The sequence below is a fragment of the Gordonia sp. LMA484 genome (assembly GCF_058129505.1).
On record NZ_CM176700.1, the window covers coordinates 4,848,351 to 4,864,556 of the forward strand.

General features: G+C 68.3%; 13 protein-coding genes. 7 read left to right on the top strand and 6 right to left on the bottom strand.

The window, feature by feature from the left end:
• Positions 1–33: 33 nt before the first annotated feature.
• From AC4AMJ_RS21510 to AC4AMJ_RS21520, 3 genes are all read right to left on the bottom strand, one after another.
• Positions 34–363: a DUF6802 family protein gene (locus tag AC4AMJ_RS21510; protein ID WP_489900736.1), complete on the bottom strand. Its 330-nt coding sequence runs from the start codon at positions 361–363 to the stop codon at positions 34–36.
• 103 nt (positions 364–466) lie between these two features.
• Complete coding sequence (locus tag AC4AMJ_RS21515; RefSeq protein WP_489914572.1) at positions 467–1,933, bottom strand: GTPase domain-containing protein; 1,467 nt, start codon at positions 1,931–1,933, stop codon at positions 467–469.
• The gene (locus tag AC4AMJ_RS21520) at positions 1,930–2,778 is read right to left on the bottom strand and encodes a hypothetical protein (protein WP_489914574.1); all 849 of its coding nucleotides are present in this window, start codon (positions 2,776–2,778) and stop codon (positions 1,930–1,932) included. The genes AC4AMJ_RS21515 and AC4AMJ_RS21520 overlap by 4 nt, the downstream gene beginning before the upstream one ends.
• Positions 2,779–2,880: 102 nt before the next feature.
• Here AC4AMJ_RS21520 and trmB point away from each other — a divergent pair, with 102 nt between their 5' ends.
• From trmB to AC4AMJ_RS21540, 4 genes are all read left to right on the top strand, one after another.
• The gene (trmB, locus tag AC4AMJ_RS21525; RefSeq protein WP_489914576.1) at positions 2,881–3,660 is read left to right on the top strand and encodes a tRNA (guanosine(46)-N7)-methyltransferase TrmB; all 780 of its coding nucleotides are present in this window, start codon (positions 2,881–2,883) and stop codon (positions 3,658–3,660) included.
• Positions 3,657–4,385, top strand: a complete 729-nt coding sequence (locus AC4AMJ_RS21530) for an NYN domain-containing protein (protein WP_489899094.1) — start codon at positions 3,657–3,659, stop codon at positions 4,383–4,385. Before trmB ends, AC4AMJ_RS21530 begins: the two co-directional genes overlap by 4 nt.
• 139 nt (positions 4,386–4,524) lie before the next feature.
• A complete protein-coding gene (locus tag AC4AMJ_RS21535) occupies positions 4,525–7,656 on the top strand; it encodes an MMPL family transporter (protein WP_489914578.1) in 3,132 nt (1,043 codons plus the stop codon).
• 134 nt (positions 7,657–7,790) lie between these two features.
• Complete coding sequence (locus tag AC4AMJ_RS21540) at positions 7,791–9,149, top strand: MFS transporter (RefSeq protein WP_489914580.1); 1,359 nt, start codon at positions 7,791–7,793, stop codon at positions 9,147–9,149.
• 78 nt (positions 9,150–9,227) lie between these two features.
• On the opposite strand, the gene AC4AMJ_RS21545 is transcribed toward AC4AMJ_RS21540, so the two are convergent.
• Positions 9,228–10,529: an AI-2E family transporter gene (locus tag AC4AMJ_RS21545; protein WP_489914582.1), complete on the bottom strand. Its 1,302-nt coding sequence runs from the start codon at positions 10,527–10,529 to the stop codon at positions 9,228–9,230.
• A gap of 34 nt (positions 10,530–10,563) precedes the next feature.
• Here AC4AMJ_RS21545 and AC4AMJ_RS21550 point away from each other — a divergent pair, with 34 nt between their 5' ends.
• Entirely contained in the window at positions 10,564–11,715 is a 1,152-nt protein-coding gene (locus AC4AMJ_RS21550; protein WP_489899089.1) for a lysylphosphatidylglycerol synthase transmembrane domain-containing protein, read from the top strand.
• Positions 11,716–11,721: 6 nt separating this feature from the next.
• A complete protein-coding gene (locus AC4AMJ_RS21555) occupies positions 11,722–12,195 on the top strand; it encodes a DUF3054 domain-containing protein (protein ID WP_489899088.1) in 474 nt (157 codons plus the stop codon).
• Here the strand turns inward: AC4AMJ_RS21555 and AC4AMJ_RS21560 are convergent.
• Positions 12,188–13,828, bottom strand: coding sequence for an NTF2-like N-terminal transpeptidase domain-containing protein (locus AC4AMJ_RS21560; RefSeq protein ID WP_489899087.1), 1,641 nt, complete (start codon positions 13,826–13,828; stop codon positions 12,188–12,190). The genes AC4AMJ_RS21555 and AC4AMJ_RS21560 overlap by 8 nt on opposite strands.
• A gap of 150 nt (positions 13,829–13,978) precedes the next feature.
• Here AC4AMJ_RS21560 and AC4AMJ_RS21565 point away from each other — a divergent pair, with 150 nt between their 5' ends.
• Entirely contained in the window at positions 13,979–14,725 is a 747-nt protein-coding gene (locus AC4AMJ_RS21565; protein WP_489914584.1) for a pirin family protein, read from the top strand.
• A 22-nt stretch (positions 14,726–14,747) separates the two neighbouring features.
• Here the strand turns inward: AC4AMJ_RS21565 and AC4AMJ_RS21570 are convergent, their stop codons facing one another.
• Positions 14,748–16,199, bottom strand: a complete 1,452-nt coding sequence (locus AC4AMJ_RS21570) for a dihydrolipoyl dehydrogenase family protein (protein ID WP_489914586.1) — start codon at positions 16,197–16,199, stop codon at positions 14,748–14,750.
• Between the last annotated feature and the right edge of the window lie 7 nt (positions 16,200–16,206).

Consider the following 16,206-nt stretch of genomic DNA (forward strand, 5'->3'; position numbering starts at 1 on the left):
AAACGGTCCAACCCCACTGGCCGTCAGATGCGGTCAGCCCAGCCGACCCGTGTCGGTGGCGACCCAAGTTCCGCTGTTCGGGTCCAACACGCGTGAGGAGAAGATGCCGTCGGCGTCGACCTCGGTGATCTTGTCGACCTGGCCGTCGTGGTCGGAGTCGGTGTAGACGGTGACACCACCATCACCGCTGCGGGTCAACGAGTCGGCGATGCCGTCGTTGTCGGTGTCCACGTCGGCCGGTCCGAGGTCCCAGATCCGGCCGTCGGAGTGCATCCAGAGGTGATCTTCCGGGGAGGTGACATCGGCCGTGGGTTCGCCGGCCTGATCGTTCCCGTGTGGATGGTCCCCGCCGAGAAATGACATGTCCATCAACGCTCTCCCTCTTCGAGTGCCCTGCACGTGATCCACCTGCGGCGATGGCCTGCCACATTCCACTTGCCGCATCCCACCGTGATGATAGGACGCATCAGGTCGCGAAACGGTTCCCCGCGAACTCGGCCAGGGCACGACGCGCGTCGCGGACCTGACCGATCCGCTCCCGCTCGGCCTGCTCCGCCGCTCCCGAACGGACGAGGCGTTGGCGGTCCTCCAGCTCGGCGACCTCGGCGGCGACCTGCCGCGCACGCCGCTCGTAGTGTCGGACGATCTGGCTGGTCAGGTGGGGTTCAGCAGCCGCGATGCGCAGTCCGACTCGATGCTCGAGCCGACCCCGCGTCTCCACCAGCGCGTCGGTGCTCCACGCACGCATGTCCGCCCGCAGCGCCGAGGTGCGTCGGACCCGGATGACCAGCGCAGCGACGACGACCCCCAGTACCAGCGTCAGCGGCATGCTCACCCACTGCAACGTCTGCACCGAAGCCATCGGCGCCACCACCAGGCGTCCGACGCCCAGCCCGGTCGATGCCCCGATCAGCACCAGCAACAAATCCTCCCCACCGCGGCGGGAAGCCGGGACCTCACGCCCGAATGGCGGCTCCGCCCCACGGTCCCCGACCTCGGCCGCGTTCTCCGGCGGCGCACCGTCGATGCCCAGCAGTGTCGCGGACCGCACCTCGTCGATGCGGTCATCGGTGTCGGCATCCACACACTCGCGCAGCGCCGTCGCCGACCGCGTGAGCCACCGCACGTGGTCGTCCTTCGAACGTCCGGTCAGCGCCGCCGTGCGTGCCGTCGCCTCTGCAGAGAGGGCGCGGATCTCGGCCGCCACCTCGGCGAACGATTCGCCACGCACCCTGGCCAGGCCCGATCGGGCGGCGGCGAGCCGATCGGCCCGACCACGGTCGCGTGATTCGAGCAGCACCCGCCGACGTCGCGCCAGATCCTCGGTGTCCGCACGGAGATCGCGGTCGGCACTTCGCACGAGTTCGGCCTCGGCCCGTGCCACCGCGCCCAGCGCCGCGGCGACCCGTGCGCGCTCCCGACGGACATCCGTCGGCGCGCCGAGCTGATCGGCCACCCAGGACGTCAGGTCCGGCACACCCGACTCGCCGGTGGCGCCGGACTGCGCGACGACCGAGGACACCGCGAACACCGGCAGATCCTCGTGCGGGTCGAGCAGCTCGCGGTGTGCGCGCAGAACCCGCGGCCATTCCCAGTACGCGTCGATCTTCGAGCAGACGAGTCCCACGACACCGAATCGGGACCTGAGTTCGTCCACCGCGTCACGTTCTTCGTCGCCCACCGAGGACGACGGGTCGACGACCATCAGCGCGACCCCGATGGTGGCGTCGCCGGGTCGGCGATCCCAGCGGCCCTCTCTCACCACGATGCCCGGGTCGGTCGCACGCATGGCCTGGGCCAGGCTCGTCACCCCGGTCCCGCCGATCCCGAACACCGCGACGTCGCTGCCGGCGCCCGACACCGTCATCGGATCGAATCCGGTCAGACGGTGCACCCGGGTGAGGAGGTCGGCAGCCGGCGGGGCGTTTGTCATCGGGAGACCTCCGTGTCCTGCAGAAGATGCTCGATCGCATCGCGCTCGTATCCGCGGGCCGCGATCACCTCCAGCCGGGTCCGCAGTTCCACCAGCCGCCACCGGCGGACGAGTTCGACGCGCTCCCGGATCGGCGGCACCAGATCCCCGATGCGACTCTGCGCCCGCAGCGCGCGGGTGAGCGACTGGGCATCCGCGCCCGCCGGCTCCCCCGCCCGGATCGCGGCGAGCGCGAACCTGATCCCGTACCCGTCGACGTGGCGCAGCAGATCAGCGCGCACGGAACGCTCGTCGTCGGCGCCGGCCAGGAACTGACCCACCATCGCCGGCATGGACTTCCCGTCGTCGGCCAGCCGACACAAGAATCCGAACTCGACGTCGGAGACGTCTGCACAGGCCAGCAACGCCGAGACAGGGTGGACGGGACGATCGAGCTGCGTCGCGCAGTCGGCCGCGACAGCGTCGGCGCGGTCGCGGTTCATGTCCGCCTTGCCGAGCACCACGATCGTCCGGTCCGTCGGCAGCCGATCCAGGATCGCGTGGTCGGCCCGCCGGGGCGGCCCGGTCAGCACCTGAATCCACAGATCCGCGTCCCCGGAGGCCCCGGGGTCCTCAGAACCGGCAGCGGTCACCGACAAACGTTCGCGCAGTGCCCGCGCCAGCGTGACGCGGCCCGTCCCCGGTCGGCCACAGACGCTCACCTGCAGAGGACGCGAGTATCGCCGGGCGGCCGCGTCGAGCTCGGCTCGAGCGGGTGAGGACGGCCCCACGACCTCGACCAACCGACCCGCCTCGGCCGCGGCGGCCAGTGCACTCGGGGGCGCGCTCGTCGAAGCGTTCGGCATGACTGGAGAATCTAGGGCATCACTGGGAATGTCGGCCATGACTGCTGCCCTCGCGCCGCTGACCGGCGCAAAAGCGGTGTCGACTGTCCTCGACGGCACCCGATGCGCAACGATGGTCCGGTGAGCGAGAGTGTCGATCAGTCCCGCCGGTATCCCCGGGTGACCAGTTTCCGGTTCCGCCGCGGCACCCTGACGACGGGTCAGCAGCGGAACTGGGCCGAACTCTGGCCACGTCTGGGCCATGATCTGACGATCGGGGTGGACCGCGTTCCGGAGGAGCCGCTCGACCTGACCGCGTTCTTCGGTCGCGAGGCCCCGACTGTTCTCGAGATCGGCAGTGGGACCGGCGTCTCGACCGCGGCCATGGCGACTGTCGAGCCGGATGTCGACGTTCTCGCGGTGGAGGTCTACAAGCCTGGCCTGGCGCAGTTGCTCGGTCTGGTCGACCGGGGCGGCCTCACCAACGTCCGGATGGTGCGTGGAGACGCGGTGGTGGTGCTGACCGAACTGCTCAGGCCCGAGTCGTTGACCGGAATCCGGGTGTTCTTCCCGGATCCGTGGCCGAAATCACGTCACCACAAACGTCGCCTGATCCAGAGCGGCACGATCGAACTGATGGCCGAGCGACTCAAGCCCGGTGGCGTCCTGCACATCGCCACCGACCATGCGGGCTACGCGGAGTGGATCGCCGAACATCTGGCCACCCAAGACCGCGACCGTCCTCACGTCGTGCAACTGACGACGGACGCCCCGATCCTGTTGGACCGCCCCACCACCAAATTCGAGGGGCGCGCCGAACGGGAGGGGCGCGACGTCAACGAGTTCGTATATGTTCGGCCCCAACCCCCGACTCCTCGACCCACCGAAAGCGGCGGAGCATGAGCGACGATGTGATCGCGTCCCAGTCCTCGGTGGAGGAAAACTCCACGTCAGCGCCGATTTCGGAGACGGACAAGAAATTCTCCGAGACCATCTCCGGACAGGTCGGCTCACCGCGTGTCCTGCTCGTCTGGGACGCCCCGAACATGGACATGGGTCTCGGCGCGATTCTCGGCGGTCGGCCGACGGCCGCTCATCGGCCGCGTTTCGACGCCCTCGGGCGGTGGCTGCTGCGCAGGACCGCGGACCTGTCCGCCCAGCGCACCGACGGCGCGATCGTCGAGCCCGAGGCCACCGTTTTCACCAACATCGTCCCCGGCAGCGCGGACGTGGTGCGCCCCTGGGTGGACGCCTTGCGCAATGTCGGCTATGCGGTGTTCGCGAAGCCGAAACTGTCCGACGACAGTGATGTGGACCCCGACATGCTCGACCACATCGAACTTCGCAGGCACACTGTGGGACTAGCTGGCCTCATCATCGCCTCGGCCGACGGACAGGCGTTCCGGGAGCCGTTGCTCGACGTGGCCGCCGAGGGAATCCCGGTCACCGTGATCGGTTTCCGCGAGCATGCCAGCTGGGCAATGACCACCGAAGAGTTGGAGTTCGTCGATCTAGAAGACATCCCCGCCGTGTTCCGCGAGCCCCTGCCACGCATCGGCCTCGACTCGCTGCCCGATGATGGGGCATGGCTCACACCGTTCCGACCCCTGCAGGCACTGTTGCACTGATGCGTGGTCGTGACGGCTCCCGACTCAGGGATAACTCAGGACGGCTTGTAAGAATCCGCTAGTAAAACGGTCCGGCTCCGGTAGGTATCACCGTCGACCTGCCCGCAGGACCAGCCCGCGAACGAGAAAGGAACGAGGCGTGTTCGGAGCCATCGGCACTTTCGTCTATCGAATGCGCTTCGCCGTCATCGCCGTCCTCATCGCACTGATGGGCGGACTGGGCCTCTACGGGCTCGATCTCGGCAAACACCTCAGTCAGAGCGGCTGGTTCGACCCGACGTCGGAATCGGTGAAGGGATCGGTGGTCGCCGACACCGCACTCGGCCGCGACCATCGCTCGGACATCATCCTGCTCATCACACCCCCGCAGGGCACCACCGTCGACGACCCCGAGTTCGGGACCAAGGTGGAGAACTTCGTCGACGACCTCATCACAGCGCACCCCGATATCGTCAATCGCGAGGATCCGGGCGTTATCGACCCGTTCTACCTGCGCGATCAGACCGCCACCTCTAAGGCGGCGCAGGAGACCATCCGCGCACGGACATTCACCGACGACAAACAGCACGCCTTCATCAGCATCGGCGTCAAGGGTGACGACGACACGACGGTCCTGAACAACTACAAGACGATCGAGCCGTTCTTCGACGACATCGCGTCCAGATACAACCTCGAGGGCACGTCCTTCGAACTCGCCGGGCTGCAACCGGTCGCGGGCAGCATGGCCGACGGGATGGACCAGGACATCCGCCGGGCCGAGGTGATCGCATTGCCGTTGGTGGCGATCATGCTGTTCTTCATCTTCGGTGGCGTCGTCGCCGCCTGCCTGCCGGTCCTGATCGGTGGCCTGACCATCGCCGGGTCGCTCGGCATCATGAAGATCCTCGCGCAGCTGACCGAGCTCAACATCTTCGCGCAGTCGGTCGTGACGCTGATCGGTCTCGGCATCGCCATCGACTACGGGCTGTTCATCGTCAGCCGCTTCCGCGAAGAACTCGCCGAGGGCTACTCGACGAAGGCCGCGGTCCGACGAACGGTGATGACGTCGGGGCAGACCGTGGTGTTCTCGGCGACCATCATCGTGGCCGCCCTCGCGTGCCTGCTGATCATGCCGCAGGGCTTCCTGAAATCGGTGGCCTACGGCGCGATCGCCTCGGTCTCGCTGGCGGCGTTGCTGTCGATCACGGTGTTGCCGGCCATCCTGTCGATCCTCGGGCCCCGCATCGACGCGCTGGGCCTGCCGTTCCTGCGACGCACCAAGACCAAGCAGGAGATCGAGAACGGCTTCTGGGGACGACTGGCCGGCTGGGTGATGAAGCACCCGGTCGCGACCGCGGTGCCCACCGTGCTGCTCCTGCTGGTTCTGACCATCCCGTTCGGCGGGATCAAGTTCGGCGGCATCAGCGAGGCCTACCTGCCGCCGGACAACCCGAACCGGGTCGCGCAGGAGAACTTCGACAAGTACTTCCCCACCGAGCGAACCGAAGAGATCAAGCTGGTCATCGCGTATGACCCGAACGACGCGAACAGCGGCGAGAAGATCCAGCAGGTGGCCGACGAGGCCAACAAGATCCCCGGCTTCACCAAGCAGTTCAGCCCGTCGTCGGACGGGGGTGCACTCACCGGACAGTACGGCGACAACGGTCCACAGGTCATCCAGATGTCGGCCGGACTGGTCGATCGGGACACGGCTGCGGAGGCGATCAAGGATCTCCGGGCCATCGACACCCAGGGGCTGACCATGTGGGTTGCCGGCACTCCGGCGCTGACCCAGGACTCCATCGACGCGTTGCTGTCGCGACTGCCGATCATGGCCGTCCTGCTGGTGCTGGTGACCGGTTTCCTGATGTTCCTGGCGTTCGGTTCCCTGGTGCTACCGATCAAGGCCGCGTTGATGACCGCGCTCGGCCTGGGCGCCACGCTGGGCATCCTGACGTTCGTCTTCGTCGACGGCCACGGCGCCGCGCTCGCCAATTTCACCCCCGGACCGCTGTTCGCCGCGGTCCTCGTGCTGATCATCGCCATCATCTTCGGCTTGTCGACGGACTACGAGATATTCCTGTTGTCGCGCATGGTCGAGGCGAGACAGAAGGGTGCCAGCACCACCGAGGCCGTGCGGGTCGGCACCGCGTACACCGGTCGGATCATCACTGCCGCGGCCGCGATCCTGGTGGTGGTCACCGGCGCGTTCGGTCTGTCCGAGATCGTGATGATGAAGTACATCGCGTACGGCATGATCGCGGCGCTGATCCTCGACGCCACCATCATCCGGATGCTGCTGGTGCCGTCGGTGATGAAGATGCTCGGCGACGACTGCTGGTGGGCACCGCGCTGGATGCGCGTGATGCAGCAGAAGATCGGGCTCGGCGAGACGGTCCTCGACGACGAGCCCGATCAGATGCGAGATGCCGCGGCGGCGGCCCGGGTGCGTTCGGCCGGGACGATCGTCGCCGAGGCCCCCACCTCCGCCATGCGGGCGGCTCCGCGATCCGCACGAGTAGAGGCCTCCGGGCATGGTGAAGCCCGAGGAGCTCAGCCCCGGGGTCCCGCGCGGACCGCCGAGCGACCCCAAGCCCCCCGACCACAACCTCCGCAGACGGGCCGACCGATGGCCGCGCCGCCGCAGCGCGCTCCGCAACCGCGTGCGCCGCAACCGAATCCGGCTCCCCGGGAATCGATCCCGGCACGCGTCGGACCCGCCAACCCGCCGTCGGACGCCCCGTCCCGGACCACTGCGCGGCCGGCACCGGCCTTCAGCCGGCGCGGCCGGTCCCAGTCGAACGGCCCCGACACCGGTGGCTGGCGGTTGGGGGCCGGCGGAATCCGCCTCGGTGACGACGAGGGTCCGGGTCCCTCTACCCCCGCCGCACCCCCGACCCCGAGTGCGCGGCCGGCCACCGCTCCGACCGCGGGCCCGGCGCCGTCGCCGGCGGGACCGCCTCCCGTCCCGCCGCGGCGACCCGAGGACTCGGCCCTCGGCCGCCGCCCAGCGCTGGACACGACGGGCAAACGGCCCCTCGCGGCCTCGCTGGCCCCGGAAGCACACCGGGCCGCCCCGGCGACCTCGAACCGCCCGGCGAGCACCCGGACCGGCGATTCTCCGATGGACCGCGGACTCGGCGACGGCACGCCGCTCACCGAGGACCGCGCGGCTTCGGCACCGGAGGGCCGGCGACGGAGCACGGACCGGCACGCACGCTCGGACGACGAGGGCGACGGCACGCAGATCAGCGTGCAGGAACTGCTCCGGCGCAGCCGGTCGGACAGCTGAGGCTTCTCCGGTTATCAATCGGACGTGTCCGGTTATCAATCGGACCCTTGGTCAAGACTGGGTAAAGACCCGGTGTGATCGACCACACAACCCCGCAGGATTGTCTCCCAGCACACCCACCACGGAGGCAGCCCATGAACGCACCATCGACCTGGACCGGACCGGAGCACCGCAGGAGTGTGCTCTGGATCGTGTCCCTCGCGGCCATCGCGATCGTCTTCGACGGCTATGACCTCGTCGTCTACGGCACGGTCCTACCGACACTGCTCGGCGATCCCACCCAGCTGGGTGAGCTGACACCTGCCACCGCCGGGGCACTGGGTTCCTATGCGCTGGTCGGCATGATGGTCGGCGCCTTCATCGCCGGCACCTTCGGCGACCGCGTCGGCCGTCGGAAGATGATGCTGTTCAACATCGTCTGGTTCTCGATCGGCATGGCCGCAACCGCACTGGCACAGAATCTGGTCGCCTTCGGCATCCTGCGCTGCCTCACGGGTATCGGCATCGGCGGCCTGGTCGCGACGGTCGGCGCCCTGATCGCCGAGTTCGCGCCGACGTCCAAGCGCAACCTCTTCAACGCGATCGTGTACAGCGGTGTGCCGGCCGGCGGCGTCATCGCCGCGGTGCTCGCGATGGCCTTCGCCGACCACATCGGCTGGCGCGGACTGTTCTGGGTCGGCGCGCTGCCGCTCGTCACGCTGCTGCCGCTGGCCGTGCTCAAGATGCCGGAATCGCCGCAGTGGCTGGTCTCGCGTGGCCGGATCGACGAAGCCGTCGCCATCGGGGACCGCACCCGCATCCCGGTCGACACGGCCCCGGCCCGCGCTGCAGATCTGGCACCGGCCGAGGTCGAGAAGATCGGGTTCCGCGCCCTCGCGTCACGGCGGTTCGCAGTTCCGACACTGCTCCTGGGCACAATGAGCTTCGCCGGGCTACTGCTCACCTACGGCCTGAACACCTGGTTGCCCAAGATCATGGAGTCGGCGGGCTTCAACGCCAAGGGCTCGCTGTCGTTCCTGCTGGTCCTCAACGGCGGCGCCATCGTCGGCGGACTGATCGCAGCCCGGCTGGCCGATCGGCGGGGACCTCAGCGGATCGTCGCGACTTCGTTCTGCCTGGCCACCGTGGCCCTGGTGTGCCTGACGCTCGGGTTCGGACTGCCGATCCTGCTGACCGCCGTCGCGGTGGCCGGCACCGGCACCATCGGCACCCAGGTGCTCATCTACGGCTACGTCTCCAACTACTATCCGACGTCGGCGCGGGCTGCCGGTGTCGCCTGGTGCGCCGGCTTCGGCCGTCTCGGCGGAATCGTCGGACCGGTGATCGCCGGACTGCTCATCGGCGCCGGGATCTCGTCGAGCGCGGCCTTCTACCTGTTCGGCGCGATCGCGCTGGCCGGCGCTGCAGCAACCATGCTGGTGCCGCAGAAGAAGATTCAGCCCGCCACCCTGGGCGCACCCGCACCGGCCGCGAATCTGGCCACCGCGGAGTAGTCCACCGCGGCCGGCGGCACCACGACGAACTCCCACATACGCGCGAAACATCGTGTGTATGTGGGAGTTTCGCGTGTTTCAGTCGTCGGTCGACGGCTTCTCGGGTGCACCCGCGGTCCCTGCGTCGGAGCCTGCGTCGGGCTTGGAGCCTTCGTCGGGTTCAGGGCCTGTGTCTGGGGCCTTGTCGACCTCGTCGAGCCGATCCCATCGCGGCTCGTCCGGCTCGGCTGCGTACATGCGTTCGTCGGCCCGGGCGGCCCGCCGTCGCGCGCTGTCGGCGCTCCCGGCCAGATGCCGCACCGCGGTGTTGGCGAAGGCGATCAACGGGACCGCGAGCAGTCCGCCGATGATGCCGGCCGCGACGATGCCCGCACCGATCCCCAGCACCACCGCCACCGGATGCAACCGGACCGAACGGCCCAACAGGAACGGTTGCAACACATGACTCTCCAACTGCATGACGCCGACGACGATGCCGAGCGCGATGACCGCGGCGATCCACCCCTGGGTGACCAGCGCGACCATCACCGCGAGCGTCCCGGTCACCAGGGCACCGACAATCGGGATGAAGGCGCCGAGGAAGACCAGTGACGCCAACGGCAACGCCAGCGGGACCCCGAGGATCGCCAGCCCCACCCCGATGCCCAGCGCGTCGACGAATGCCACCGCGACCGTCGCCCGGACGTATCCGACAAGGGTGCCGAAGCCCGCGGTCCCGGCCGCTCGGACCCGTCCGCGGGTGCCCGTGGGGATGACCTTGGTCACGAACGTCCAGATGTGGCCGCCGCCGTAGAGGAAGAAGATGAGCAGGAAAACCGACAGCAGCGCACCGGTGATGATCTCCGTGGCGGTGGTCGCGGTGGCCAGCGCGCCGCTGGTGACCTTGTCCTGGTTGTGCTGCAAGAAGTCGGTGACATCATTGCCGATGTTCTGGACCTGGTCGCGATTCACCCCGAACGGCCCGTTCACCAGCCAGTCACGGGACCGGTCGACGGTCACCGTGATCTGCCTCGTCAGCTCCGGGAACCCGTTGATGAACTCCTGCACGACGAAGGTCAGCACCGTGGCCAGCAGGCCCAGGGCCACAACCATCGTGATCACGACCGCCAAGGATCGCGGAGAACCGATGCGGTCGAGCCAGTCGACCACCGGCACCAGCATCGCGGCGCCGAGGATCGCGAGCGCCACCGGCACGAGCACTTCCTCGAACCTGTTGAAGATCATCAGCAGCACGTAGACGCCGGCGGCGATGACCAACAGCCGCCACGACCATTCGGCCGTGGCGCGGACCAACGGATGGACTTTTTCGCGGTCCGACGTCGCGATGCCGACGGGACGATTCTCTGACCGCGTTCGTCCCGCGGAGTCGGCATCACTCACGGTTATCAGCGTAGCTGTGGATATGGTGTGCACTATGTCGTCGGAGGGGTCCCGAACCGGGAGCGTCGCCACTCGGCCACGCTTCTGGTGGCTGCGGTGGCTCCTTCTCGCGATCGTGCTCGTCGTGCTGACCGTCGAGATCGTGTTCATCGCGCCGAGCCTCGAGGAGGCGTGGGAGCGGATCGGCGACCTCGACTGGGTCTGGCTGCTCGCGAGCCTGGGCGCCGCGTTGCTCTCGATGGACAGCTTTGCGCAGGTCCAGCGCGCGCTGCTGCGATCCGCGGGCGTGCGGGTGAAGCAGTGGCAGTCGCTCTCGGTGGTCCTGGCGTCGAACTCGGTCAGCCAGACCATGCCCGGCGGCCCCGTGCTCTCCCCCGCCTTCGTCTACCGCGAGACCCGCAAGTGGGGCGCGACACCGGTGGTCGCGTCCTGGCAGGTCGTGATGTCGGGCCTGCTGGCCGGTGTCGGGCTGGCCGTTCTCGGATTCGGCGGAGCACTGCTGGCAGGCGCCAAGACCAGCCCCTTCTCGGTCATCTTCTCGATCGTCGGATTCATCGCGGTCGCAGTCGTCTTCCAGTACTTCGCGAGCCATCCGGAGTCGTTGCAGAGCACGGTGCTGCGCGTCATGGATTGGGTCAACCAGATCCGCAACAAGCCCGCCCGGCATGGACACGACCGGGTGATGGACACCCTCGAGCAGTTGCGGGCGGTGCAGCTGACCCAACGTGACCTGGCGGTGTCCTTCGCGTGGAGCCTGTTCAACTGGATCGCCGACGTCGCCTGCCTCGCGTTCGCCTGCTGGGCGGTCGGCGCGCACCCCAGCATCTCGGGGCTGATGGTCGCCTATGCGGCCGGGAAGGCCGTCGGCACGGCCGTGCCGCTGCTGCCCGGGGGCATCGGGGTCGTCGACGCCGTGTTGGTCCCGGCTCTCACCAGCGCCGGCATGCCGGCCGCCGACGCGATCACCGCCGTGCTGGTCTACCGTCTGATCAGCTACGTGCTGGTTGCGGCGATCGGCTGGGTCGTCGTGGTGGTCATGTTCCGCAACAGCTTCCGCAAGGGCGACACCCTCGAGGAACAACTGGAAACCGACCTCGAATCGGACGAGACGACCGCGCCGGAGCAGGCCGGCGAGCACGACGCGGGCGCCGGAGATAGTCCACGCCCCGACGACCCGCTACCGTAAAGGACCATGTCGAGGTCTCCAACTGTCGCCACGGCCGACCCCCCGACGTCGTCGGGGGTGGCGGTGCCCGTACCGGTGAGCGCGCTGATCGATCTCGTCGCGATCACGGTGTTCGTCCTCATCGGCCGATCGAGTCACACCGAAGGCCTGGCGATCATCGGCGTGCTGCAGACGCTGTGGCCGTTCGCGGTGGGTGCGGCGGCCGGATGGTCGATCGCCTACGTCTTCTCCCATGTCCGTTCGAGTGACTGGTTCGGTCACGATTTCCACCCGGAGCGCATCGTGCCCGCCGGGCTGATGATCTGGTTCTGCGCGGTCGCGGTCGGGATGGTCCTGCGATATCTGCTGCATCAGGGCGTCGCGGTCAGCTTCGTCATCGTGGCGACGATCGTGCTCGGCCTGTTCCTGATCGGTTGGCGTGCTCTGGTCGGCGTCGTCGCGCGACGACGTGCGACCACCCGAAACCGATCGGCTATTTGATCCGGAAGTACTTCTGCGCCACCTGCAACGCGGCCGTACCCGACTTCTCGCCCTCGCAGTAGATCACGATCACCTTGCCGCCCTGCAGGCCGACGAACCAGCCCGGTCCCTGCGGGCCGTTCGTCCCGACCAGCGCCTTCAACCCGGGGGCCTGTGTGAGATCGCTGGCATCGCCGGTCTTGGCGGTGGTGGTCATGGCCTGCAGGATCGGGCCCGTCGTCGCCGGGTCCAGCTCACCGAGTGTGCCCGCCGCGACATTGGTCGGCACCCCCTTGATGACATAGGGCGCCACCGATGTCATCTGTCCCATCGAACTGCGCGCCATCGCCACACCGAGGGCAGCCATGTTCATCATCGACATGCGCATCGCATCCGGCCGGAAGTCCACCGTGGCGACGCCCGGCTGATCCGCCGTCGGCGTGCTCGCCCCCGGCACGGTGAACTGCACGCCCAGCCCCAGCCGATCCATGATGGCGTCGCCGGATTCCTGATTGGCGTTGGCCGTCCGCTCCACCTCGGTGAGCACCGGGTTGAGCGTGCTGCCCACCGGGTATGTGGTGTCGACGTTGACGCCGCGGTCGATCGCATAACTGTTGCGCGCCATACCGAGGATCGCGCCGGTGGCCGCGTCGAGCGTCATGATGGTCGCGGGCTGCCCCACCTCGACGGCCGCGTCTCCCAGGGTGAGCTGCATGTTCTGGTCGACGGTGGTGTTCACGTCCGGCCCCGGAGGCCCCTGGTCACCCGCCAGCTTGCGCGGCTTGATGCCCGGCGCGACCATCTGCACCTGCCAGCCCGCGGTGGCGTCACGGATCGCCTGCCAGTAGTTCGTCAGCCCCGACTCCAGCGGCGACGCGAGTCGCCGGTCGGCCATCACGAGCATGCCGGCCTTCCGGACGATCACGCCCGGCACCGCATTCGGATCGGACTGCAGCACAGCCATGTCGGGGTCGCGCAGCGTGACCGCGGTGATCGGCTTCCCCGACGCCTGGGCCAGCTTCTCCGAGATCACCTGCGTGGTGATCAGCGGTGCGATCGGTTCCAGGGTGCGCGCCAGCGCCCGCGCCGACCGTCCGACGTCCTTCGTCTTCGTGGGATCGAGGATGATGTCGTTGACCGGCTGCAGGTACATGAAGGTCTTGCCGGACCGGCTGCGGACCCGCGGCGCCGGCGTGGCGTCGGTGCGGATCTCCCGCAGCTGCCCGCCGTTCGGCAGCCCGGGGTAGATGATCTTCGGCTCCCAGGTGATCTTCCAGCCCGTCGAGAGGTGGCGTGCGGTACCCGACGTCGTCGTCGCGAAGATCCGGCCCTTCTGCCAGCGCCAGGTGGTCTTCAACGAGAAGGATGCAGTTCCGTCGCTGTATTCGACCGGCTTCTCGACCATCATGTCGACGTGCTCGGCATTCATCGCCTGCAAGGTCTGGGTCAGCGCCTCGCCTGCCTGGCCGGGCGCGGTGGTGTACTTCGCGGCGCCACCGGCATCCTGCCGTTCCATGGCATCGGCGAAATGACGGATCGCCCCGGCAGCGTCGTCGCTGCCGCCGCCGATCCCGCACGCACCGAGCGCGAGCACGAGGCTGCCCACCGCCGCGACGCAAGCCACCTTCGGCGAACGCCTGACCCAGATCTTCATAGTCTCAATTTTCACTCGTGTCACACTGGTTTTCGATGCCGTCAGCTTCCATTCGGGGATCCGACCGGTCACGATCGGGTCTCGCGTCGAAGCCGCGGCATCGGGAAGTGTGAGCAGCATCTCACGCCCCTCCTCAGCCCATAATGGGGCATGGACTTTCGAGTGATGGCGGCCGCCGACCGCGCGGTCACGACAACCGAGTGGCTCACGTCCCGCCATAGCTTCTCCTTCGGCGATCACTACGATCCATCCAACACGCATTACGGATCTCTGTTGGTGAATAACGATGATGTGGTCGCTCCGTTACAGGGCTTTGACCAACATCCGCACCGCGAGTCTGAAATCGTCACCTGGGTCACGTCCGGCTCACTGGTTCATCAGGATTCCGAGGGGCACTCAGGTGTCGTCTATCCCGGTCTCGCACAACGGATGAGCGCCGGCACCGGCGTTTTGCACTCCGAACGAAACGACACCTGGCCGGACCGTCCGGAGGCCGGCTCAACGCCCGTGAATTTCGTGCAGATGTGGGTGATGCCCGATGAGCTGGGACTGCCTCCCTCCTACGCACAGTCCGACGTCGCCGACGAACTGGCCGGTGGAGGTCTGGTCCCCATCGCGTCCGGCGATCCGAAGGTGGATTCGGCGATACGGATCGCCAACAGATCGGCCACGCTGTATGCCGCACGAGTCGGCCCCGGCGGAGCGATCGCCCTCCCGGCCGGGCGTCATGTCCACGTCTACGTGGTCGACGGAACGCTCGATCTGGCGGGCAACACGCTGGACGTCGGCGACGCCGTGCGCGGTGCAGATCTGGGCGGTGAGGAGCTGACCGCCACCGCCGACGCCGAGATGCTGATCTGGGCGATGGACCGCGACCTGGCCGAGCTCATGACGTGAGCCCCAGATCACCCGGTAGGGCTCATCGCAGCGACTCCAGCAGCCGCAGCCACACCTCGCTGACGGTCGGATACGACGGCACAGCGTGCCAGAGGCGCTCGGTGGTGACCTCGCCGACGACCGCGACCGTCGCCGAATGGACGAGTTCGGCCGTGTCCGCACCCACGAACGTCGCGCCGACCAGCACATCACGCCCCCGATCGATGACGAGCTTTGCGTGGCCCGCATAGTCCGGGTCGACGAGGTACGAGCCGGCCACGGAGATGTCGGTCTCGGCGATCACGACGTCGACACCATCGGCGCGGGCCTGCGCCTCGGTCACCCCGACGGCCGCCATCTCCGGCCGGGTGAACACGACCTGTGGGACCGCGTTGCGGTCCGCCGACGCCGTGAACCGGGATCCGTCGATCGGGCGGCCGTCGGAGCGGGCGGCGATCACGTCCCCGGCCACTCGGCCCTGGTATTTGCCCATGTGGGTCAGGGCCACCCGGCCGTTGACGTCGCCGACCGCGTAGAGCCACGGATGACCGGGAACGGTCATGTGGTCATCGACCCGCAGCGGGCCCGACACCTCGATGCCGATCGAGTCCAGCCCGATGTCCGTAGTGGCCGGGGCTCGGCCCGCCGCGACGAGGATCTCGTCGACCTCGAGTTCGCCGGGGCGATCGTCCCCGGTCAGCGTCACCCGTGCCGGACCTCCGTGCACACGGCCGTATCCGGTGTCGGCGACGTCGGGCCGTTCGACACGGTCGATCTGCGTACCGAACCGGATGTCGGCGCCGCGCTCGGTCAACGCGGCGGCGACCCGCTCGGAGACGAACGGTTCGGTCTTGGGTAGCAACCGGCTGCCCCGCACCACCATGGTGAGGTCCCGCACCCCGAGGTCGAGCAACCAGGTGGCGGCCTCACACGCCACGACCCCACCGCCGAGCACCACCATGCGATCCGGCACCTCGACGAGGTTGGTCGCGTCGCGCGATGTCCACGGCAGCGCCGCGCGCAGCCCGGTGATGGGCGGGATCGAGGCGGTGCTGCCGGTGGCGACCACCACTGCCTGCCGCGCGACCACACGGCGTCCGCCGACCTGCACCTCACGCGCGCCGGCGATCCGCCCGTGCCCGCGGATGACGTCGATGCCCGATCGGCGTGCCCACTCGACCTGAGAGGTGTCATCGCGCGACCCGGTGATGGTCTCGCGCCGTTCGAGCGTGGGCTCCCGATCGGGCACCGTGGTGCTCAATCGTTCACGCGCGCCGGGTAACGCGGCGGCGGCGGCCAGCGCCGCCCCCGGTCCCAGCAGACCCTTGCTCGGCATGCATGCCCAATAAGAGCACTCCCCACCGACCAGTTCGTGTTCGATGATCACAGCGGTGCGATCGCTGCCGCGGATGGCGTAGTCCGCCGCGTTCTCCCCGACCGGTCCGCCGCCGATCACGATCACGTCATAGGTGTTGTTCCCGGCCGAGTCATCCATGCCGACC

Coding starts and splice junctions, on each gene's coding strand:
- AC4AMJ_RS21515 (WP_489914572.1), bottom strand. CDS start 1,933: ATGACAAACGCCCCGCCGGCTGCCGACCTCCTCACCCGGGTGCACCGT.
- AC4AMJ_RS21550 (WP_489899089.1), top strand. CDS start 10,564: ATGTCGTCGGAGGGGTCCCGAACCGGGAGCGTCGCCACTCGGCCACGC.
- AC4AMJ_RS21510 (WP_489900736.1), bottom strand. CDS start 363: ATGTCATTTCTCGGCGGGGACCATCCACACGGGAACGATCAGGCCGGC.
- AC4AMJ_RS21530 (WP_489899094.1), top strand. CDS start 3,657: ATGAGCGACGATGTGATCGCGTCCCAGTCCTCGGTGGAGGAAAACTCC.
- AC4AMJ_RS21540 (WP_489914580.1), top strand. CDS start 7,791: ATGAACGCACCATCGACCTGGACCGGACCGGAGCACCGCAGGAGTGTG.
- AC4AMJ_RS21570 (WP_489914586.1), bottom strand. CDS start 16,199: ATGGATGACTCGGCCGGGAACAACACCTATGACGTGATCGTGATCGGC.
- AC4AMJ_RS21555 (WP_489899088.1), top strand. CDS start 11,722: ATGTCGAGGTCTCCAACTGTCGCCACGGCCGACCCCCCGACGTCGTCG.
- AC4AMJ_RS21520 (WP_489914574.1), bottom strand. CDS start 2,778: ATGCCGAACGCTTCGACGAGCGCGCCCCCGAGTGCACTGGCCGCCGCG.
- trmB (WP_489914576.1), top strand. CDS start 2,881: ATGCGCAACGATGGTCCGGTGAGCGAGAGTGTCGATCAGTCCCGCCGG.
- AC4AMJ_RS21565 (WP_489914584.1), top strand. CDS start 13,979: ATGGACTTTCGAGTGATGGCGGCCGCCGACCGCGCGGTCACGACAACC.
- AC4AMJ_RS21560 (WP_489899087.1), bottom strand. CDS start 13,828: ATGAAGATCTGGGTCAGGCGTTCGCCGAAGGTGGCTTGCGTCGCGGCG.